The sequence below is a fragment of the uncultured Chryseobacterium sp. genome, from assembly GCF_936933875.1.
In the GTDB taxonomy this organism is placed as follows: domain Bacteria; phylum Bacteroidota; class Bacteroidia; order Flavobacteriales; family Weeksellaceae; genus CAKZIK01.
The window spans coordinates 1-20,675 of sequence record NZ_CAKZIK010000015.1; the positions used below are offsets into that span (position 1 = coordinate 1).

Consider the following 20,675-nt stretch of genomic DNA (forward strand, 5'->3'; position numbering starts at 1 on the left):
CCTTTGACAGTTCCGATTAAATCGGAATGCTCTATCCAGCTGAGCTACGCACCCTTTTGTTTTCTTTAAAATTGTTTCTCAAACCTTTGACAGTTCCGATTAAATCGGAATGCTCTATCCAGCTGAGCTACGCACCCTAAAATTTTTTCGCAAAAATTTCTGTGAATTTTAAAAAAGTCGGGGCGGCAGGATTCGAACCTGCGACCTCCTGGTCCCAAACCAGGCGCGATGACCGGACTACGCTACGCCCCGAATAATTTTGCTGTTGCGGAGGGTATGAGATTCGAACTCATGCGACCCTTGCAGGTCGACAGTTTAGCAAACTGCTCCGTTAACCACTCCGGCAACCCTCCTTGCAATTTTTTAAGAACTTCTTTTCTGTAATTGCGAGTGCAAATATAAAATAGTTTTACATATTAACCAAAAAAAATTACTTAATTTTTTTTGTATTTTTGACCTATAAATCACTTAAAACACAGTAAAAATGCGTAATACGTTATATATCATAGGATTAAGTTTTGCAATAATTTCATGCGGTTCTTCTAAACCAACACAAAAAGTTGTAGCCAAACCCAAACCTGCGACAACTACCCCTGCGAAAACAACTCCGGCTGCCGTTCCTATTGCTACAGGGAAACCTCATGTAACTAATGATGGCCATAATGACTTTTATAAAGTTAATATTGCAGATCCATCAAAAAATGACAACACCATAAGTTATGGTTCTATTGTTACAGCGAAACCCGCTTCGTATAAAGTAGTGAAAACTTATTTTCCGGCGGTTGCACAAAATTTCAGAACCAGATATTTGATTTTACATTACACGGCTTTAGATAATGATAAATCTGTTACTGTCCTTACCCAACAAAGTGTAAGTGCGCATTATTTGGTAAATGATTTAGATGATAAAGAAATTTATCAGCTGGTGGACGAAAATAAGCGTTCTTATCACGCAGGAATTAGCGCATGGAGAAAAGATAATATGCTGAATGACACTTCTATCGGTATTGAGATTGTAAACCTTGGTTTTACTCCTGATGGAGCTGGTGGAAGAACTTTTTACCAATATCCTGAATGGCAGGTGAAAAAAATTGCGGCTTTGGCGAAAGATATTGTTGACAGATACCAAATTCCCGCTACCAATGTTTTGGGACATTCGGACATCGCGCCAACCAGAAAACAGGATCCAGGACCTTTTTTTCCATGGAAGAGATTATATACCGAGTATGGTTTAGGAATGTGGTATGATGACGCAACTGTTCAAAGTTTTCAGGGAAGTATTACCCCGGAAGAATTTGCAGCACAGTTGAATAATTCTACATTTATATTTAAAGTTCAGACCTATTTACAACAGTTTGGATACGGTTTGGAACCAAGCGGAACCTGGGACAATGCCACAAAGAAAACCATAGAAGCGTTTCAGTATCACTTCCGCCCACAAAATTACAGTGGTGTAATGGATGCAGAAACCTGGGCTATTTTACAGGCTTTGGTTCAGAAATATCCGGCAAAATAAGTTATCGCTAAAAATTCATATAAAAAGAGAAATCAGAAATGGTCTCTCTTTTTTTTGCTTGACGCTGTACTTTATTTTTGCTCCAAAATTAATCGAGCTGCTATGTCGTCCGTAAAGATTTTTTCAAATCAATATTTTTTTTAGATACCGTTAACGATTTAATAATTAGTAACTTACGATAAGAAATTGTCAATTTTTGTCAACCAACTAATATTTGTTTTTAAAAACACTTCCATTGCACAATTTTTTACTTTAATTTTGCAACCCAAGAAGATGTTGTAAAAATAGGGTATGAAAAATACCGCAATTTTTCTTTTTTTCTTAAAAACCAAATGACAGAAATTATTTTTTTTTAAAACTATAATATAAGTAAAAAAATTATTTTTTAATGGCTCGACATTTAAGGTCCTGTCTTTTTTTAATAGACTTTCTGAGTATTAATCTTCTCTTTTTTGCAGGATTAAACTCTTTATTTACAGGAATGGACAGCGAAAAGATGCTTGCATTTGTTTTGCTGTCTAATGTATGGTGGTATTTTATTGCCAAATTTTTCACTGTTTATAAAAATCTTACAACAAGAAGTTCTGTAAAACATTACACCCTGTTTGTAAAGGCACTGGCGGTATTTTTGGTGGTAACCCTGTTTCGCTTCAGTGCCTCATTCAAATATTCCATTAGCAATTCATTTTATTTCTATAAGGAGTTCTTCATTTACGCAGCTGCCATTAGCTCGGTAATGATCATTGGCCGTATTTTACTCTTTATGTACCGCCGCAGCGAAAGAGAAAATTTAAGCAAGAACTTCAATACTATTATTATCGGACATAACAGCTTTACCGAAAGCTTAAAAAAAACAGATTTCATTGAGTCGTTCGGTATTTTTGGCACTTACAACATCCATCCCAACAAGCTGAAAAACATTACTGAAAACCGAATTATCGCCGCAAAAAGACTGCTCAAGATTGATAATCTTCAAAATGTTATTCTGTGTGATGATGCGGTGGACAGGGTGAGCTTCGAGGAAATCATGACCATTGCCAACAGAAACATGATCAGAATTTATGTAATTCCGGACCTTAAAGGTGTTGATCTGAATACTTCTCGTTTGGTTTCGTTCAAAGGAATCCCGATGATCAAATCCATCTCAGAACCTTTGGAAGAAAAAGAAAACAGAATATACAAACGTACATTTGATATCGTTTTTTCTGCACTGGTTATTGTATTTATTCTGTCATGGCTTTATCCGCTCGTTGCACTGCTGGTTAAAATTACAGATCCGGGTCCCATTCTTTTTAAGCAGAAACGTTCCGGATACCTGAACCGCGATTTCTACTGCCTTAAATTCAGGAGCATGAAAGTGAACGGCGAAGCCGACAAAAAAATCGCCAGCAAAAACGACAGCAGAGTTACGGCTTTAGGTGCATTTCTTAGAAAAACCAGTATCGATGAGCTTCCGCAGTTCATCAATGTACTCATGGGCGATATGTCTGTAGTGGGACCGCGGCCGCACATGGTGTCGCAAACCAGCAAATATTCCGAACTCGTACAGAAATACATGATTCGCCACTATGTAAAACCCGGCATCACGGGTTGGGCACAGGTGATGGGAAGCAGGGGTGAAATCCGAAATGATGATGAGATGGAGCAGCGCGTTCAAAAAGACACTTGGTACATCCAAAATTGGTCTTTGATGTTAGACATTAAAATAGTATTTTTGACGCTTTTTAACATCTTAAAAGGCGACAAGCAAGCGTATTAGTATGACAGAGAAAAAAATATCCGAATGGGACGAATTCGAATGGGAGGAAACTGAAAAATCCGCCTCATTTGCCGATTTCTTTTTCATGGTGAAAAGACTTTTACCATGGATCGTAATCTGCGCACTGCTCGGACTCATTGCCGCATGGATCTACTATAAAAAACAGGAACCGCAGTACGTGGTGAAATCCAAAATCCTCATTAAGGACGAAAGCGGAAAATCCGGAATGAAGAACGCCGATGTCTTTATGGATCTCGGCCTGTTTTCGGGATCAAGTTCCGTGGATAACGAGCTCGAAATTATTACCACCTACTCCATCATGGAAAAAGTGGTGAATACCCTGAACCTGAATACCGAGGTAAAAAAGAACCAGTTTATCAAAACTAAAGACCAGAAAATTTACGATGTTCCGTGGAATGTGAACATCCTGAACTACGGCAAAGACGTTTTCGAAGACAACCTCTCCTATTCCTACACCGTACATACCAACAACGGAAAAGTATGGATCGAAAGCGAAGACAAAAATATTGATATAATCTGGAATAAACCGTTCACGCTTCCCGTGGGAACGCTGGTCTTCCAAAAACCGGTGGGATTGAAAGCCGAAAATGCGGAATGGATCCTTACCGTAAGAAAACCTTCGCAAACGGTGGAATATTACATCCAGAATATTCAGCCCGTGATTCCAAACAAAAACACGAGCATTATTACCCTCGAAATGAAATCGCCAAATCCGCAGCGCGACAAAAAAGTCATGAACAAACTCATCGACACCTATATTGCGGAAGGGGTAAAAGACAACAACAGCATCAACGACAGTACCATGCTCTTCATCAACGAGCGTTTGGCGGAAGTCACTGGCGAACTGCGCGATGTGGAAGGGGCCATCCAGAACTTTAAACAAAGAAACCAGATTACCAATATTGATGACCAGGTAAAAGTACTGCTTGAATCCACCAAAGAAAATTCTCAGAAACTCATCGATGCGGAAATCCAGCATAACGTGGCTTCAGCACTCGAAAATCATTTAAGAAGCGGAAATTCCAATGTCATTCCTTCGGGAATGTTGACGCAGGACGCTTCCCTTTCGGCGATCATCAACCAGTACAATGCGTTGGTGGTGCAGAAAGAAAAACTCGGGAGAAGCGCCACTCCGGACAACCCGCTCATGAAAAGCCTGAACGGACAGATTGGTGCGCTGCGCAGCGAACTTATCGGAAGTATTGCTTCTACGCGTAAATCCTATGGAACCGTTGTAAACCAGTTGCGTTCCGAAACTGGACAAAACCTAAGCCAGATTCGTAAAATTCCACAGCAGGAAAGAGAATACCTGGATATTTCTCGACAGCAGGCAATTAAGCAGGAGCTTTATTTATTCCTTCTGAAAAAACGGGAAGAAACTGCCCTCGGTAAATCTTCTACCCTTTCTAACACGAGGGTGATTGATTATGCCAGAGTAGTTGATGAACCTGTAAGTCCGAAAAGAAACATGTTCTTACTCGCAGGTTTACTTACCGGAGCGCTGATTCCGTTTGTGGTTAGCTTTATCCGAAGAAAATCAAATACAAAAATTCAGACCAAAAACGATATTAAAAAGAGAACGCAGATGCCGATTATCGGTGAAATTGGTCACCAAGTGAACCCTGTGCTTTTCGAAGTGAAAAACAATCCACGCAGCCCGCTCGCGGAACAGTTCCGTATTTTGCGCACAAACTTACATTTTTACCAGAATCCGGATCAGGCTACCACCGTCATGGTCACCTCTTCCATGCCGGGTGAAGGAAAAACTTTCATCTCCCTGAATCTTGCCGCAACACTCGCCGCCAATAAGGAAGTGAAAGTTCTCGTGATTGGGATGGACTTAAGAAAGCCGCGTCTCGCGACAGAACTCCACCTGCACAACGAAAAAGGATTCTCGGATTATGCGGTACACGATTTAAGCCTGGATGATATTATCTATCCGGTGGACGGATTTGATAATCTGAAAGTCATTCCAAGTGGAACCATTCCGCCAAATCCTTCAGAACTGCTCATGTCCAAAGAAGCAGCGCAAATGTTTGAGGAAATTAAAAAACAGTTCGACTTTATTGTGATCGACTGTCCTCCTGCGGTTGTAACAGATTATCAGATTATCGGAAAATATGCCGACCTTACTCTGTTCACGACCAGAGTGAACCATACCGACAAACGCCAGCTTGAAATTGCCGATGAGCTGTTCCGCTCCGGTAAACTGCCGAAAATGAACTTGGTAGTGAACGACTTCAATCCGGAAAAATACGACGGATACAACAGCGGCTACTATTACCAGTACGGCTATTACCAATCTGAATACAGAAAACCTTCGTGGTGGAAAAAAATACTAACAAACAGACACTAAATTTAACTTTATGATCAAAAACTTATGTGCAGCATTGCTATTGTCTGCTTCAGTAAGCGCAAATGCGCAGGACACAGAAAATTCAAGAAAATTCATCTCTGTTTCCGGTGAGGCTGGCTTTGTGCTGAACTCGGATATGGACAAAACCTTTGGTTTGGGAGGTACCGTATCTTATATGGTGCAGGATATGATTTTTAACCATGCCAAAAATTATGTAACGGTTGGTCTTAAAGGATTCAGCAACCCTTACAGCGGTGGTAAATTTATTTCAAACATTGGCAACAATAAAAACGACGGAATGAACTACTCCGCTCTATTGGGCGGTTACCGTTTTATTTTTGATACGGTACAGAACGGATGGTATGTGGAGCCACGTCTCGGTGTAGCAATGGCAGGAGGGAACTATTTTGGTGCTATAATTGCGCCAAAAGCCGGTCTTACCTACAACAACTGGGATTTCGCGGCATTTACTGATCTTTCTTTTGGTGGTGAAAATAACCTGGGTAAAAATTCATTCGCCACAGCAGGACTGGGCATCGGGTACATTTTCGGATTAAGCCATAAAACCAGCAGAAGAGTAAACTAAAAAACATGATGTCATCTTCTGCAAAAGTATTGATCGCCGGGCACCGCGGAATGGTTGGTTCCGCCGTCTGGCGTAATCTTGAAGCCAAAGGTTTTACAAATCTTGTCGGAAAAACCAGCAGTGAACTGGATCTGCGCAGCCAGACGGAAGTGGAGGCTTTTTTCCGGGAGGAAAAACCAGAAATTGTGATTGATGCCGCGGCAAAAGTAGGCGGAATTCTGGCCAACAGCTCTTATCCCTATCAGTTTCTGATGGATAATATGCTCATTCAGAATAATCTGATTACCGCTTCATTAAAAAATGACGTGCAGAAGTTCGTTTTTCTGGGTTCTTCCTGCATTTATCCAAAAATGGCTGCACAGCCTATTACCGAAGACAGTCTCTTAAGCGCACCGCTGGAGCCGACGAACGAATGGTACGCCATTGCAAAAATTGCCGGGGTAAAAGCCTGCGAAGCAGTCCGCAAACAGTTTGGGAAAGATTATGTGTCGCTTATGCCGACGAATCTTTACGGTTACGGCGATAATTTCGACCTGGAAACTTCGCACGTTTTGCCGGCCATGATCCGCAAGTTTCATGAGGCCAAAGTCAACGGAAAACCAGCTGTAGAACTATGGGGCTCCGGCACTCCACTGCGCGAATTCCTTTTTGTAGATGACCTTGCGGAAGCCGTATTTTTTGCACTGCAGAATACCTTGCCGGAACATCTCTACAATGTGGGCTTCGGTTCAGATCTTACGATTAAGGAACTGGCGGAAAAAATTGGAAAAACAGTGGGCTATGACGGACAAATCATCTGGGACAGCTCAAAACCGGACGGCACTCCCCGAAAACTCATGGACAGCTCTAAAATGCGCGCTTTAGGCTGGAAACCAAAAACAAACCTCAACGAAGGCATCGCCAAGACTTACCAGTGGTTCCTGGAAAACATAGACACCTTCAAACAGGTCAGGATTTAGATAGAATGATGGATGTTAACGGGTCTTGTCATTGCGAGGAATGTAGCAAAGCGAAACCTAACAAAGTGGTGATAAGTTTGCTTTTTAATAATAGTTTAGATAAAAAGTTAAAAAATTACATTTACAAACATATTGGAAAAAGCAGTAGGAAAAAGTCAGAGAAGTGGTTGATACAAAAATATCGTGTCGAACAATAAGTCCCTACTGCTTGTTTTCTGGAAACCGAATAGAATGCTGTTTATAAAGAGAAAAACTCTTATCACACTGGTTCATAAGAAAACAAAATTCCAATACATTTAAAGTAATTGTATGGTAAATTTAGAAAAGAAAGTAGTAGGAATTGACGTAAGCTCAAAGTTTTTGACCATAAGTTTCAAAAACGCACAAAACCAAGAAATCGTAATGAATATTGGCAATTTGAAAAAAGATATTTTAAGCTGTCTGAAAAAGTTAGACCAAAAGGATTATAAAATTGTAGTAGAAGCCACCGGTTCTTACAGTAGCAAAATCCTTTACTATGCTTATTCAAAGGGATTTGATGTTTATCAGGTAAATCCTTTGACGATTAAAAAATATGCAGAAGTAAGAAACTTAATCAGTAAAACTGATGATGAAGATGCTAAATTAATCCGGGATTTTGGAGAGAAAATGGAAATTTATCCTTTTGAACCCAAAAAAGAGAATCTTGAATTTTTAGAACAGGAACTCAATCTTTTGCAGGATTTGGAACAGGAGAAAGCGAGATTTTCATTAAAATTAAAATCTCTGCGCCAAAAAGCAAGACTCAATAAAGAGGTGGTAAAACATTATGAAACATTGATTAATAATTTGCAAAAAGAGATAGAAAAACTTTTGAAACGATTGCCAAAACTGGAAGATGAGGAATTGCAAGAGAATAAAACTCTGCTCAAGAGCATTAATGGAATTGGAGAGAAAACCTCGCTCTTATTGCTGGTTGCAACGAACCATTTCAAGAGTTTTGAACACTCAAAATCGGTAAGTAAATACTTTGGAGTTGCTCCAAGAATGTATCATTCCGGAAACAAAAAAATAACAATCGGCAAATGCCGAACAACCAAAGAATATATCCGAAGTGTCTTATTCATCTGCTCTTGGAGTGCGGTAAAATGCAATCCGCAATGCAAAGCCTTATATGAAAGGATTTTGGAAAAAGGGAAATGTAAAAAATTAGCTTTAATAGCAGTTTGCAACAAACTGCTACGACAAGCCTTTGGAATAATAAAATCTAAAAACAAATATCAACTGGATTTTGCAAAATAATTAAAAAAATGAACCTAAAAATTTTGGAATATAACATAGAATGTTCGACGAAGTCAAATGACGAAGCAATCTCTCTTCCCTCCGCGCAGCGGTGAAAAGCACCCGCACAGCAGCGAAAACCGAAAGCGAAGCAATAAAAAGCTAATAGTGAATAGTGAGTAGTGAGTAGTGAGTAGTGAGTAGTGAATAGTGAATGGTGAATGGTGAATAGTGAATGGTGAATAAAACTAAAACCTAAAACCTGAAACCTGCAACTTGAAACTCAACGTAAACGCAAAGCAAAATAAAGCATTGCATTTAAAAAAGAAAAAATATGCATTCTAAAGGTAACGAAAATCTATAGATTTTCACCTTCGCGTCCTTTGCTTAGCGAAGCGCCTTAAAAATAGAACAGCGCAAAATAAACCTTTGCGTTAAAAAAAAAGTGAACAGTCATTGGTGAATAAAACTAAAACCAGAAACCAGCAACCAAAAAAATAAAACAGTTTCAGTCTGAAAAACCTCAGCCTGAACCTCAGCCTAAAATATGAAAACAGCACTCATCACCGGCATCACCGGTCAGGACGGCTCCTATCTTGCAGAACTTCTGCTGGAGAAAGGATACATGGTCCATGGGATCAAGAGAAGAGCCTCTTCCTTCAATACCCAGCGTATCGATCATTTGTATATCGATCAGCACGAGCAGCATGTCAACTTTAAGCTGCATTACGGCGATCTTACCGATTCCACCAATATCATCCGCATCATTCAGGAAGTGCAGCCCGATGAAATCTACAACCTGGGGGCGATGTCGCACGTCAAGGTATCTTTTGATTCTCCCGAATATGTGGGCAATGTGGACGGACTGGGAACTTTAAGGATTCTGGAAGCCGTAAGGATTCTCGGTCTTGAAAAGAAAACCAGAATTTACCAGGCTTCAACGTCTGAACTCTACGGCGGTCTGCCCGAAAATAAAAACCCGGAAACCGGTCTGTACGACGAAAACTCACCGTTTTATCCGCGTTCTCCGTATGGTGTTGCCAAAATTTACGGTTTCTGGATTACCAAAAACTACCGCGAAGCCTATGGCATGTATGCCTGCAACGGGATTTTGTTTAACCATGAGTCGCCGCGCCGTGGGGAAACTTTCGTCACGCGTAAAATTACCATGGCCGTAGCCAATATTGCTTTGGGAAAACAGGATATTCTGTATCTGGGAAATCTGGAAGCGCAGCGCGACTGGGGCCATGCCAAAGACTATGTGGAAGCCATGTGGCGCATCCTGCAGCAGGACCAGCCTGAAGATTATGTGATTGCGATGGGCGAAACTACACGCGTACGAGATTTTGTAAAAATGGCTTTTGAAGAAGTGGGCATTGAGCTGGAGTTTGAAGGCACCGGCGAAAACGAAACTGCCAACGTTAAGGCTTGCCACAACCTGGCTTACCAGCTGGAAATTGGCAAAACCGTGCTGAAAGTAGATCCTGAATACTACCGCCCAACGGAAGTGGATTTATTGATTGGTGACCCTACCAAGTCTAAAACCAAATTAGGCTGGGAACCGAAGTATGACCTGAAAGGACTGGTGAAGGAGATGGTGGAGAGTGATTTGAAGGTAATGGCAATTTAATTCAGTGATATTTAGGATTAATCAATAATGTCTCTAAAGAAAAACCTCTTCCATAACGGTATAGCGAATGTTATACAGAAATTTATCAGAGTGGCTGAACAGTTACTGTTGGTACCTTTCTTTATTACGGCATGGGGAACTGAATACTATGGAGAATGGTTAACTTTAACGATTATACCTTCTGTCTTAGGTTTTTCGGATTTTGGTTTTGGTACAGCGGCAGCAAACACTTTTGTGCTACGTTATGCATCTGGCGACAAGCAGGGTGCAGCCAACATCGCGAAGGCAGGAAACAGAATAATTAATTTGGTTGTTCTTTCTGTCCTAGTTGTATCGACACTAACTTTATTACTACTCAAATATTTGGGAGTATTCAATAATTCTCTAATATCCCCTAATGATGCTGTTATTGCGGTAAGTTTTCTAATCGCCGCAAAATTGCTCAATTTTTATCAGCAGTTATATGATGCGTTCTATCGTGCCGAAAGAAAGGCAGCGCTCAGCAGACATCTGTTAAATATTTATGGTTTTCTGGTAATTATTATAGGAATCGTGGTATTAAAACTTGGCGGCAACATTATCGCATTTGCATTTTCTAATTTCATCATCGCCTTGTTTTTCAATCCAATATACATTTGGATGTCCATAAAAAGAATTGCGTCACCCGAATTTGCGAAAGCAAAAATTGTAAAGGAAGATGTAAGGGAAACTTTCAAAATTGGTATGGGGTATATGTTAGCACCGGCATGGCAGACAATTTTATTTCAAGGATCAACATTAGTGGTGAGATTGGTTCTGGGTCCTACAGCTGTTGCAGTGTACAACACCGTGAGAACTTTAAGCAGAAGTGTAAACCAAATTTTCACTGTAATAAACAGTTCTGCGCTACCGGAAATACAATACGAGATTGGTGTTGGGAATGTTGAGAAAGCAAAAAAGCTGTTTTTGTCATGTATGGTGGCAACATTTGTTCTGGCTTGCCTTGGAAGTATTTTACTTTGGTTCTTTGGATTGGATTTTTATCACCTTTGGACTAAAAATGAACTGAACCCTCCAAAAATGATGTGGCTATTTTTTGTATTAAGCATCATTTTTAACGCATCATGGTGGACTGGTGAACTTATGTTTTTAGCGATGAACAAACCTTTTAAAATTCATATATCTGGACTGTTTTTATCTATCCTTTCCATTGTATCAGTTTACTTTTTATCTAAAAACTTCGACTTGAATGGTGCTGCATTTGGTGCGTTATTGTTCGAATTTGCAATGTTTTTTACTGTTTTACCTTTCGCAGCCCAATTGATTAAATTAAAAAAGGAAGATGTGCTAAAGTATATTTTAGCAATTAAGAAAAATTAATATGGCTATAAAAATGCATAACCAAACTTGTCAATCGGATGATGATTAAGGATAAATATTAATATTCATATGGATATTCTTTTTTTAATAATATATATTGTTTTAAACTTATTTGTTTTTGCTAGATCGCTATTTCTAAAAGATGGAGTTTTTTCTCCGGGATTTATCTTGTCTTACACCTCGGTGTTTATTTTTGTACCACAGCTTTTTAGTATTTACAATAATCCATTAACAAATTATTACTCCACAGGTTTGTTTTACTATGTGATAATTAGCTGTAATTTGTTTTTTTTTCTTGGCTTCTATTTGAAGATTCCTCAAAAGGAGAACAAATGGAAAATTGATTTCGATTTAGAGAAACTATCAATTATCAATGTGTTATTTTCTCTAATTGGTTTCTCGACTTTATTTATTTTTAGCGGCACTTATAATCAGGCGGAAGATAACGTAATTCCGGTTTTTTTAAAAACCTTTTCTAGAGTATCTCTTTGTCTTAGCATAATTCTCATCGTTAACCGGAAAGTTAAAGTAGTTGTCCTTTTATCTTTTGTTCTATCATTAATACCTTTGATCTACTACGCATTTTTCTTAAAAGGATCCCGAAGCGAAGGATTGTTTTTAATTATAAATATGTCGTGGTTTTGTTTTTTATTATTAAGAAAAAATTATTATCTCAGAACTATTGTGAAGATAGTTTTTGTTTCTTTTTTACTGGGGGGAACTATTATCTCTTCGAAAATTGTTGACATTCGAAATGATTATTACAAAGAAAATAGCTCAAAGATTGTCGAGCCTTCGTTTGATAGTTATCTTGATAGTTATAAAGCTGGCTTTGAACAAAAAGATTACGAAAATGGAATGGATATTAGAAATGCTTTTATTGCAATTAACTATGTAAGAGATCAAAATGAGTATGATTTTGGTCTTCAAGTTTGGAATATGTTGGTTGTTAATTATGTTCCACGACGTTTGGTTGGAGCAGACGTAAAGGAATCATTGATAATTAAATTTAACTATCAGCCATTCGTACAAAAGTTAACACATGGTGTCACAACGAGTACTGCATATTTTAATGCATTTTCAGCTTTTTCTTATTTAGGATTTTTGATGTTTTTTGGATTTGGTTTTTTATTGAACTTTTTATGGAGTTTTAAATATTTTTCAACCTTTTTTCTTTTCATTATTTTGTTTTTTAATTCTTTTCTAGTATCAATTTTTAATCATTCTTTTTCTTATTTCTGGACTCCGCTAGTATTTCTTTTGATCATTACATTGTTATTATATTACCTTAAAGTTTTAAAATTTTTTAAGTTAGCTAGAAAATGAAAAAATATATCGTCCAGCAATTATCAAAACGTAGAATGTATGATGTAGCTGAAATCCTGCATGAAGCACAAATGTTAGATTGTTTAATTACTGATTTTTATGAGCTAAAATCTGGCTCTCTGTTCGCGAATTTTTTACCTAATAATTTTATAAAAACTCTTTCTAAATATAAGAACACTAAGATACCTAGAGAACTTGTTAAAGAAAATATCACTGCTGGTGTGAACTTTCGTTTGTTGCAGAAAGTATATCAGAAGAACTTCTTTGCGTATCAAGAAGGAAGCAAAATGCTTGCAAAGCTTTCGAGAATTGAGATTGGCAAAAACAAAGCAAATGCAGTTTATTCTTTTGATGTAACAGCATTGGAATTTTTTAGGATTGCAAGTAAGCGCGATTACTATTCCGTATTGGAACAATGTGTTGCACCAAGAAAGGCGCAAATTGAAATGTATAATCTTTTCGCAGAGCAGTATGGTGCAAATTATACAAATGAAATTGAAAATTGCAAAAGGTTACAGGAACGTGAAGAGGAAGAATGGGTTCTTAGCAATAAAATTGTAGCACCGTCAGATTTTGTTGTTAACAAGTTAATTGAAGCAGGTTGTCAGAAAGACAAAATAGTTAAAGTTAATTATGGTTTTAGTGTTGGACGCAATATTTTAGATCAAAGTAATTTTGAAAAGAAAAACGAAAATGAGGATTTTACTATATTATTTGTAGGAAATTCTTCTTTGCGAAAGGGCTTGCAAGATATTGTAAAGATTGCAGAAAGAATAAAAAATAATAAAATAAAATTTAGAATTGCAGGTGATCTTGAAAATAAGACTGTAGAGCAACTTGGTATAGCTAAAACATCTAATATAAAGCTATTGGGCAAGTTAGAAAAGGACAAATTATATAGAGAATATGAAAATGCTAATGCATTTATTTTACCATCATACCTTGAAGGTTCTGCTATGGTCATATTAGAGGCACTTAACTTTAGCCTACCTATTTTAACAACCTTTGAATCAGGATCGAATATAGTTGATGGTGTTAATGGTTTTGTTACTAAAGCAGGTAATATTAATTATTTTGTACAAAGAATTAATGAACTGTACGACAACAAGGATTTACGATTACTCATTAGTAATAATGCTATTCTATTGGCCAAAAACCATTCTACCCTCAATTATTCAAAAGATTTAATAACCGAATTAATCTAAAAAATGAGAAATCAAAAATACTTTCAAAAAGGCTTGTCGAAACACAAATCATATATAAAAAAGTATCGCTTTAGATCTATTTTAATAGTAGCACACATACTGTCAGAGAGAATTCGTGTGATGGGAAATTGGATTTTTGTTTTTCTTTTTGCAAATGTTGACTTCGTTGCAAGATCAGTTAAATTTCAAAATATTCCGACATTTCTTTCACCGACTAGGAACATTACATTTAAAAAAAATGTTTCCATTGGAAGAGATGTGAAATTTCTGACGGTAATCGATTCCGAAATCATCATTAACCAAAATGTCTCGATAAATGATGGTTGCATTATTACATCTATTTTCAAGATTGAAATTGGTGATAATACAATGATCGGAGAATATGTTAGTATTAGAGATTATAATCACACCTTTTCTAACCCAGATGTCGATATGAAAAAACAAGGTTTTTCCGGCTCTGAAATAAAGATTGGAAGAAATGTGTGGATTGGTAGAGGTTGTATTGTGTTACCAGGAATTAGTATAGGAGAAGGAGCCGTGATTGCGGCAAATTCTGTTGTTAATAAAAACGTGCCATCATACAGTGTTGTTGGTGGTATTCCAATTAAAGTCTTAAAAATGAGAAGATGAAAGTTACATTCCTAACCACTTCAAACTCTCGCAAAGCGGGAGGACTTTTTTATAGTGTACGAAATCTAGCTATAAATGTTAATAAAATAGATGATATCTCGTCAAATATACTTTCTTGCAATGATGAGTTTTCTGCTGAGGACTTATCTAAATATGAGGATCTACCAATGCCAAAGTACAGTATTATTTCATTTCCAATTATTAAGAAATTAGGTTTTTCTCTCAATATTCATAAAGTTCTTAAATTTCTAAATCCTGATATTGTACATCAGCAAGGTATTTGGATGTATCATTCTAATGCGGCAAATAATTTTAGAAAAAGAAAAGCGAGCTCCAAAAAAATTATTACGCCAAGAGGAATGATGGATGAATGGCTTAGTAAAAATTCCAGCGCGACTAAGAAATTAATTAATTTTTGGTACGAGCAAGAAAATCTTCAAAGTGCCGACTGTTTTCACGCATTAAATTATTCCGAGTACTGTAGTATAAGAAAATTAGGATTTACTAATCCAATCGCGATTATTCCGAATGGCACTACAATTATAGAGTGGGAAAGATCCATTAATCATTTTACTAATAATAGGAAAAAAACATTGCTTTTTCTTGGAAGAATACACTCAAAGAAGGGTATTACACAATTAATTGAAGCATTGGGAAAAATTAAAATTGCTAGTCCCAAAATTTTTGATAAATGGTCTGTAAAAATAGCAGGATGGGAGGATGAAGGAGATCTATTAATAAAGCTAAAACAAAAAGTTATAGATTATGATTTAAATAACGATTTACAATTTGTAGGAAGCTTATATGATGCTCAAAAAGAAACAGCTTTAAAAACCGTCGATGCATTCATTTTACCCTCCTTCAGTGAAGGAATGCCAATGTCAATTTTAGAAGCATGGTCATATGGCCTGCCTGTAATCATGACGGAATATTGCAATTTGCCAGAAGGATTTAAATTAAAAGCTGCCCACCAGATTGACACAAATCCTAAGTTAATGGCTGAACAATTGATTACCTTTTTAAATTTAAATGATGAAGAACTCTTTGAGATGGGCCAAAATGGTAAGAAGATGGTTCACGATAACTTTTCGTGGTCAGCTGTTGCAGAGAAAACTGCTACTTTGTACAAGTGGTTGCTTGACCAAGAAAATCATATGAAGCCTGATTTTGTTTATTTGACTTAAATTTTGCTTCCTTAAATTAATTTTAGAAAAAGGAAAAAATAACGATGAAAGAGGATATTAAGATATCTGTTGTGACAATAGTTTACAACGGGGAAGAATTTATCAAAAAGACAATTAAAAGTGTTATAAACCAAAATTATAAAAATGTTGACTTTATAGTAATTGACGGAAAATCTACTGATAATACTATGGGAATTATTACTAATTATGCTGATTCTATCACCAAAATAATTTCCGAAGAGGATGATGGAATTTATAACGCAATGAACAAAGGTCTGTCTCATGCGACAGGTGATTTTGTTATTTTCATGAATGGTGGTGATTCTTTTTATGATGATAATGTTCTAGAAAAATTTGGTTCAAACATTAGTAAACTTAAACAATTGCCAGATTTTGTTTATGGCGATTGCTATTACTCTATGCACGATCAACTATTCTATAAAAAGTCTCGAAATCACAAATTCAATTGGTATGGAATGTTTGCAAGTCATCAAGCCATGTTTTATAATATGGATTTAATAAGAAAACATAGTTTGAAATTTGATGAAACCTACAGAATTGCCGCTGACTACAAGTTTACCTTGGAGTTTATGAGTTTAACTAAAAAAATTTATTGTTTCTCAATACCAATTTGCATTTTTTCTGTTGATGGTGTTTCAAATCTAAATAAAAATTTAGGTTTAGAAGAGGCACAACGGGTTCGTAAAGAAGTACTCGGTTATAGTAATTTTCAAAATACTTTTGTAAAGAATTTATTGCTACTATCAAGACAGTTATCGGAAAAACTTCCCAAAGTTTATAATGTAATAAGGTATACAAAATGAGTAAAGTTGACTTATCAAAATACGAGGATAATTTTGGTCTACAAATAAAGTTAAAAAGATTACTTTGGTTAATATGTTATTATATATTCTTCAGACCATTTCCAACCAAATTATTTGGAAGGTGGCATGTCACTCTTCTGCGATTTTGGGGAGCGAAAATTGGTAATAATAGTACTGTGTTTAATAATGTAAAAATATGGGCACCTTGGAATCTGGAGATGAAGAATAATTGTATGCTTGGACCATATGTAGATTGCTATAATCAAGGTAAAATCTCTATAGGATCGCATACGGTTGTATCTCAAAAAACCTATTTGTGTGCTTCTAGTCATGATTTCGCTATTTCAAACCTTCCCCTAACGTTGAATCCTATTAATATTGGAAATCAAGTTTGGATAGCTGCTGACTCTTTTATAGGTCCTGATGTTACGGTTGGTGATGGCGCGGTTATTGGTGCACGAGCGGCTGTATTCAAAAATGTTGAACCATGGACAGTAATAGGAGGAAATCCCGCAAAATTTATTAAAAAAAGAGAAATGAAAAACTAATGATCTCGCCACTCATCTCCACAGTTATTCTAACCTTCAACGAAGAAAAACACATTGAACGGTGTATTAAAAATGCACAGCGTTTCAGTAGCGATATTTTCCTGGTAGATTCCTTTTCAACAGACTGCACGGTGCAGATTGCAGAGTCGCTGGGCGCAAAAGTATTGCAAAATAAATGGGAAAACAACCATTCTAAGCAGCTGAATTGGGGTCTTGAAAATTTACCCATAACGACAGAATGGGTGTTCCGTCTGGACGCTGATGAATATCTGTCAGATGAACTGATTTCAGAAATCAATACAAAGATTGCCCATATTCGCAGTGATGTTTCAGGAATCGTCATGGAAAGAAAAATGATCTTCCTCGGTAAATTAATTAACCGCGGTAACGTACAGTGGAACATGTTGCGTTTATTTAGAAACGGAAAAGGAAAATGCGAAGAAAGATGGATGGACGAACACATTGTGCTTTCCGAAGGAAAATCTGTAATGTTTGACCACTGTTTCTACGATGACAACCTTAATCCGCTGGGTTGGTGGATTACCAAACACAATGGCTACAGCATCCGTGAAGCGGTAGATCTTCTTAATCTAAAATATCATTTTCTGACTGAAAAGGAACAGGATCACGCGGCAGAAATGTCAGAAGATGCCGGTGCAAAGCGCAGAAAGAAAGAAAAATACAACAGTATGCCTTTGTTCTGGCGAAGTTTTGTCTATTTCCTTTACAGGTACTTTGGAAAACTCGGTTTCACAGAAGGCAAAGAAGGGTTTTTGTGGCACTTTCTGCAAGGTTGGTGGTACCGAACGTTGGTGGATGCTAAAATTTATGAAATCGAGAAAGCCTGCAAAGGAGATGCCTCGAAAATAAAATCTTATATTGAAAAAAACTACGGTTTAAAACTGGAGTAAAGTGCAGCAAATCTGGTGGAAATATACGAAAACGGTAAGTGCCATGCTGTATTTTGCACTCATCATCTACATCACCTTTCTCGCAAGACGGAGATTGGGCGATACAGATTATCGGGCGAATGCAAACCTAATCTTGTTCGATAAATTTGTTTCAGCACAGGATTATTTTAAAATGCCTGCAAAAGCAAGACAGGGTTATATACAGGACGTGTTGGGCAATGTGTTAATGTTTATGCCTTTTATACCTGCGTTGGAATGGGTACTCAGAAAAAACATCAAAACAGTTTATGCAGTTTTGCTTATTTTTGCAGGCTCTGCTTTAATAGAAATATTACAGTATGTTCTGAACCGTGGCGTGTTTGATGTGGATGATATTTTGCTCAACGTTTTGGGAGGATTAACAGGTTTGCTGCTCGTCAGAATATTTTGTAACCATAAAAAGCTTATGAATCAGTCATGAAAATATCCGTTATTACCACTTGCTACAACCGCAAAAATACCATCGCTTCTGCTTTGGAAAGTATGCTGTCTCAGGATTATGCGGACAAGGAATATGTGGTTATAGACGGCGGTTCAAAAGACGGCTCGGCAGAAATGATCAGCAGATACAAAAACTGCCTGCAGTTTTTTGTTTCCGAAAAAGATACCGGGATGTATAATGCCCTGAACAAAGGCATAAAAAACTGTACCGGCGACGTAATTGGCTTACTGCATTCCGACGATTTCTTTTATGCAGAAAATACACTGAGCCAAATTGCTGAAGTTTTTAAAACCACTAATGCAGATATTGTGTACGCCAACGGCATGTATGTGGATGGTGAAGATCTTGCGAATGTAAAAAGAATCTATACTGCAAAACCTTTTCAGCAAAGCGACCTGAAATACGGCTGGATTCCGCTTCATACCACCATTTTTGCCAAGCGAGAAGTATTTGAAAAATACGGACTGTATCGCGAGGATTTTCAGATTGCTTCAGATTATGAAATATCTTTGCGCTGGTTCACTAACGCGAAACTCAAAAAAGTATTTCTGGATAAATGGGTGGTGAAAATGCGTTTGGGTGGAAAAAGTACCGATATGCAGCAGCAGAAGAGAAAGTCGGCCGAAGATTTGCAGATCATCAGCGAATACAACCTGCCCGGAAAATTTACGCTGGCTTCAAAAATTATCAGAAAAATACCGCAGTATATATTACCGCGCATTAAAAAATATCAGTAAAAAAAGTACTATGTTTAAAATTCACTATTTATATTATACAGCACTGGCGCTGATCCTTTTCAGCTGCAAAGCAAAACAGAACAATCTGAACTATATGAAGGACGACGGCGAGGAAATTGCCACTGCTGCCTCCGTAGCAAATTCTTCCCAAAACATTCAGCCCGGCGATCAGCTCGGCATCTGGATTACCGCAGAAGAAATGGAAGCCGTAGCACCGTTCAACCAGAATATGACACGCCTTGAAAATGTAACCAATACTGCGCCAAGCGGAAATACGCAGCCTACAGCCGCAACAGGTCAAATCCCAACCTATATCGTTAAAACAGACAATTCCATTACGTTTCCTGTCATCGGGAAACTCAGCACGGAAGGTAAAACACTGGAGCAGTTTGAGGAAGAACTCACCCAAAAGATGAAACGCTACGTCTACAATCCTGTTGTCCACCTGAAAACCCTGAATTACAAAGTGACGGTTCTGGGTGAAGTCAGCAAGCCCGGTACGTACACCATCCCGGACGGACAGGCAACCGTACTGAGCGCCCTCGGTCTCGCCGGAGACCTTACCAAATATGGCGTTCGCAATGATATTCTCTTGGTACGCAACGAAAACGGCACGGTCACGAAACAGCGCCTCGACATCACCCGATCTGATTTTATCAGTTCCCCATTCTATTATATGAAACAGAACGACGTGCTGTACGTGAATTCCAATGAGACGGTGGCTAAACAAAGCCGCCTAGATCCCAATGCGGGAATCTATATTTCCGTAGCATCCATCGTGGTGACCATTTTGGCATTGGTCTTTAAAAAATAATCCTGCAGCATTGCTGAAAAAAATAAGTTAACCATAGCGCGGACCTTCGGTCCGCGCTATGGTTTTCCCATTGGTCCCCCTCTCACAGAGGGGTGTCAGTTCGCCTGCGAAATGACAGGGTGTTTAAAGGGTGAATGGTGAATTAATCGTTAATGGTCAATGGTCAATGGTTAATGGTCAATGGTCAATGGTCAATGGTCAATGGTGAATGGTGAAAGGTCAACTGTCAATTTTCAAACGCCTTTCATGCTCAGTTGCTTCAATGGTTCCCCTCTCTCAGAGGGGTGGATTCCGTCGATAGACGGAAGACGGGGTGTTCAGAAAATAAGGCGAATCTCCGGCAAAAGCCAAAACTTTCAAAGGACAACCCTACTCATGTTAATCCGAAGTTTCTCCTTGAAGAGAAGCATATTTCACAGCGCTCAATATCTTCATTTAAGAAGAAGAGCACATCACAGCATGCGAAAAACCTATCTCCATTTTCAATAACCTCACCCAACGCTCAAACATTCAAACACTCCCAACTCCTCCACTATCAAACCCAACTCCTCCCACTCTCCTTCGCTAAT

18 protein-coding genes and 2 tRNA genes are annotated in these 20,675 nt (G+C 37.8%); 18 read left to right on the forward strand and 2 right to left on the reverse strand.

The window, feature by feature from the left end:
• Nucleotides 1–177: 177 nt before the first annotated feature.
• Both Q0252_RS02000 and Q0252_RS02005 read right to left on the reverse strand, forming a co-directional pair.
• A tRNA-Pro gene (locus Q0252_RS02000) sits at nt 178–252 on the reverse strand.
• A gap of 16 nt (nt 253–268) precedes the next feature.
• Nucleotides 269–353 (reverse strand) — tRNA-Ser (locus Q0252_RS02005).
• A 131-nt stretch (nt 354–484) separates the two neighbouring features.
• Here Q0252_RS02005 and Q0252_RS02010 point away from each other — a divergent pair.
• The 18 genes from Q0252_RS02010 (at nt 485) to Q0252_RS02095 (ending at nt 20,106) form a co-directional block, all read left to right on the forward strand.
• Complete coding sequence (locus Q0252_RS02010) at nt 485–1,516, forward strand: N-acetylmuramoyl-L-alanine amidase (protein ID WP_297983163.1); 1,032 nt, start codon at nt 485–487, stop codon at nt 1,514–1,516.
• A 388-nt stretch (nt 1,517–1,904) separates the two neighbouring features.
• Nucleotides 1,905–3,275 (forward strand): exopolysaccharide biosynthesis polyprenyl glycosylphosphotransferase, encoded by a 1,371-nt coding sequence (locus tag Q0252_RS02015; protein WP_297983165.1) that lies wholly within the window; start codon nt 1,905–1,907, stop codon nt 3,273–3,275.
• Between the two features lies 1 nt (nt 3,276).
• On the forward strand, nt 3,277–5,652 hold the full coding sequence (locus Q0252_RS02020; RefSeq protein ID WP_297983167.1) for a tyrosine-protein kinase: 2,376 nt from the start codon (nt 3,277–3,279) through the stop codon (nt 5,650–5,652).
• 10 nt (nt 5,653–5,662) lie between these two features.
• Nucleotides 5,663–6,238 carry a hypothetical protein gene (locus tag Q0252_RS02025; protein WP_297983169.1) on the forward strand — a complete coding sequence of 192 codons (576 nt, stop codon included), beginning with the start codon at nt 5,663–5,665 and terminating at the stop codon, nt 6,236–6,238.
• Nucleotides 6,239–6,246: 8 nt separating this feature from the next.
• Complete coding sequence (locus Q0252_RS02030) at nt 6,247–7,197, forward strand: GDP-L-fucose synthase (protein ID WP_297983171.1); 951 nt, start codon at nt 6,247–6,249, stop codon at nt 7,195–7,197.
• A gap of 309 nt (nt 7,198–7,506) precedes the next feature.
• Entirely contained in the window at nt 7,507–8,478 is a 972-nt protein-coding gene (locus Q0252_RS02035) for an IS110 family transposase (RefSeq protein ID WP_297983173.1), read from the forward strand.
• 526 nt (nt 8,479–9,004) lie between these two features.
• Nucleotides 9,005–10,087 (forward strand): GDP-mannose 4,6-dehydratase, encoded by a 1,083-nt coding sequence (gmd, locus tag Q0252_RS02040; protein ID WP_297983175.1) that lies wholly within the window; start codon nt 9,005–9,007, stop codon nt 10,085–10,087.
• A 90-nt stretch (nt 10,088–10,177) separates the two neighbouring features.
• On the forward strand, nt 10,178–11,446 hold the full coding sequence (locus Q0252_RS02045; RefSeq protein WP_297983177.1) for an MATE family efflux transporter: 1,269 nt from the start codon (nt 10,178–10,180) through the stop codon (nt 11,444–11,446).
• Between the two features lie 69 nt (nt 11,447–11,515).
• Nucleotides 11,516–12,772 carry a hypothetical protein gene (locus Q0252_RS02050; protein WP_297983179.1) on the forward strand — a complete coding sequence of 419 codons (1,257 nt, stop codon included), beginning with the start codon at nt 11,516–11,518 and terminating at the stop codon, nt 12,770–12,772.
• Entirely contained in the window at nt 12,769–13,977 is a 1,209-nt protein-coding gene (locus Q0252_RS02055; protein ID WP_297983181.1) for a glycosyltransferase family 4 protein, read from the forward strand. Before Q0252_RS02050 ends, Q0252_RS02055 begins: the two co-directional genes overlap by 4 nt.
• 3 nt (nt 13,978–13,980) lie before the next feature.
• Nucleotides 13,981–14,607: a DapH/DapD/GlmU-related protein gene (locus Q0252_RS02060; RefSeq protein ID WP_297983183.1), complete on the forward strand. Its 627-nt coding sequence runs from the start codon at nt 13,981–13,983 to the stop codon at nt 14,605–14,607.
• Nucleotides 14,604–15,791, forward strand: a complete 1,188-nt coding sequence (locus Q0252_RS02065; RefSeq protein ID WP_297983185.1) for a glycosyltransferase — start codon at nt 14,604–14,606, stop codon at nt 15,789–15,791. Before Q0252_RS02060 ends, Q0252_RS02065 begins: the two co-directional genes overlap by 4 nt.
• 44 nt (nt 15,792–15,835) lie before the next feature.
• Complete coding sequence (locus Q0252_RS02070) at nt 15,836–16,615, forward strand: glycosyltransferase family 2 protein (protein ID WP_297983187.1); 780 nt, start codon at nt 15,836–15,838, stop codon at nt 16,613–16,615.
• Nucleotides 16,612–17,163: a putative colanic acid biosynthesis acetyltransferase gene (locus Q0252_RS02075; RefSeq protein ID WP_297983188.1), complete on the forward strand. Its 552-nt coding sequence runs from the start codon at nt 16,612–16,614 to the stop codon at nt 17,161–17,163. The genes Q0252_RS02070 and Q0252_RS02075 overlap by 4 nt, the downstream gene beginning before the upstream one ends.
• Nucleotides 17,163–18,074: a glycosyltransferase family 2 protein gene (locus Q0252_RS02080; protein ID WP_297983190.1), complete on the forward strand. Its 912-nt coding sequence runs from the start codon at nt 17,163–17,165 to the stop codon at nt 18,072–18,074. The genes Q0252_RS02075 and Q0252_RS02080 overlap by 1 nt, the downstream gene beginning before the upstream one ends.
• Before the next feature lies 1 nt (nt 18,075).
• Complete coding sequence (locus tag Q0252_RS02085; RefSeq protein ID WP_297983192.1) at nt 18,076–18,534, forward strand: VanZ family protein; 459 nt, start codon at nt 18,076–18,078, stop codon at nt 18,532–18,534.
• Complete coding sequence (locus Q0252_RS02090; protein ID WP_297983193.1) at nt 18,531–19,292, forward strand: glycosyltransferase family 2 protein; 762 nt, start codon at nt 18,531–18,533, stop codon at nt 19,290–19,292. Before Q0252_RS02085 ends, Q0252_RS02090 begins: the two co-directional genes overlap by 4 nt.
• Nucleotides 19,293–19,302: 10 nt before the next feature.
• Nucleotides 19,303–20,106 (forward strand): polysaccharide biosynthesis/export family protein, encoded by an 804-nt coding sequence (locus Q0252_RS02095; RefSeq protein ID WP_297983195.1) that lies wholly within the window; start codon nt 19,303–19,305, stop codon nt 20,104–20,106.
• The last annotated feature ends 569 nt before the right edge of the window (nt 20,107–20,675 follow it).

Bases quoted from the DNA above. Each gene is read 5' to 3' on its own strand.
- Q0252_RS02010 (WP_297983163.1), top strand. From the start codon at position 485: ATGCGTAATACGTTATATATCATAGGATTAAGTTTTGCAATAATTTCA.
- Q0252_RS02015 (WP_297983165.1), top strand. From the start codon at position 1,905: ATGGCTCGACATTTAAGGTCCTGTCTTTTTTTAATAGACTTTCTGAGT.
- Q0252_RS02020 (WP_297983167.1), top strand. From the start codon at position 3,277: ATGACAGAGAAAAAAATATCCGAATGGGACGAATTCGAATGGGAGGAA.
- Q0252_RS02025 (WP_297983169.1), top strand. From the start codon at position 5,663: ATGATCAAAAACTTATGTGCAGCATTGCTATTGTCTGCTTCAGTAAGC.
- Q0252_RS02030 (WP_297983171.1), top strand. From the start codon at position 6,247: ATGTCATCTTCTGCAAAAGTATTGATCGCCGGGCACCGCGGAATGGTT.
- Q0252_RS02035 (WP_297983173.1), top strand. From the start codon at position 7,507: ATGGTAAATTTAGAAAAGAAAGTAGTAGGAATTGACGTAAGCTCAAAG.
- gmd (WP_297983175.1), top strand. From the start codon at position 9,005: ATGAAAACAGCACTCATCACCGGCATCACCGGTCAGGACGGCTCCTAT.
- Q0252_RS02050 (WP_297983179.1), top strand. From the start codon at position 11,516: ATGGATATTCTTTTTTTAATAATATATATTGTTTTAAACTTATTTGTT.
- Q0252_RS02055 (WP_297983181.1), top strand. From the start codon at position 12,769: ATGAAAAAATATATCGTCCAGCAATTATCAAAACGTAGAATGTATGAT.
- Q0252_RS02060 (WP_297983183.1), top strand. From the start codon at position 13,981: ATGAGAAATCAAAAATACTTTCAAAAAGGCTTGTCGAAACACAAATCA.
- Q0252_RS02065 (WP_297983185.1), top strand. From the start codon at position 14,604: ATGAAAGTTACATTCCTAACCACTTCAAACTCTCGCAAAGCGGGAGGA.
- Q0252_RS02070 (WP_297983187.1), top strand. From the start codon at position 15,836: ATGAAAGAGGATATTAAGATATCTGTTGTGACAATAGTTTACAACGGG.
- Q0252_RS02075 (WP_297983188.1), top strand. From the start codon at position 16,612: ATGAGTAAAGTTGACTTATCAAAATACGAGGATAATTTTGGTCTACAA.
- Q0252_RS02080 (WP_297983190.1), top strand. From the start codon at position 17,163: ATGATCTCGCCACTCATCTCCACAGTTATTCTAACCTTCAACGAAGAA.
- Q0252_RS02090 (WP_297983193.1), top strand. From the start codon at position 18,531: ATGAAAATATCCGTTATTACCACTTGCTACAACCGCAAAAATACCATC.
- Q0252_RS02095 (WP_297983195.1), top strand. From the start codon at position 19,303: ATGTTTAAAATTCACTATTTATATTATACAGCACTGGCGCTGATCCTT.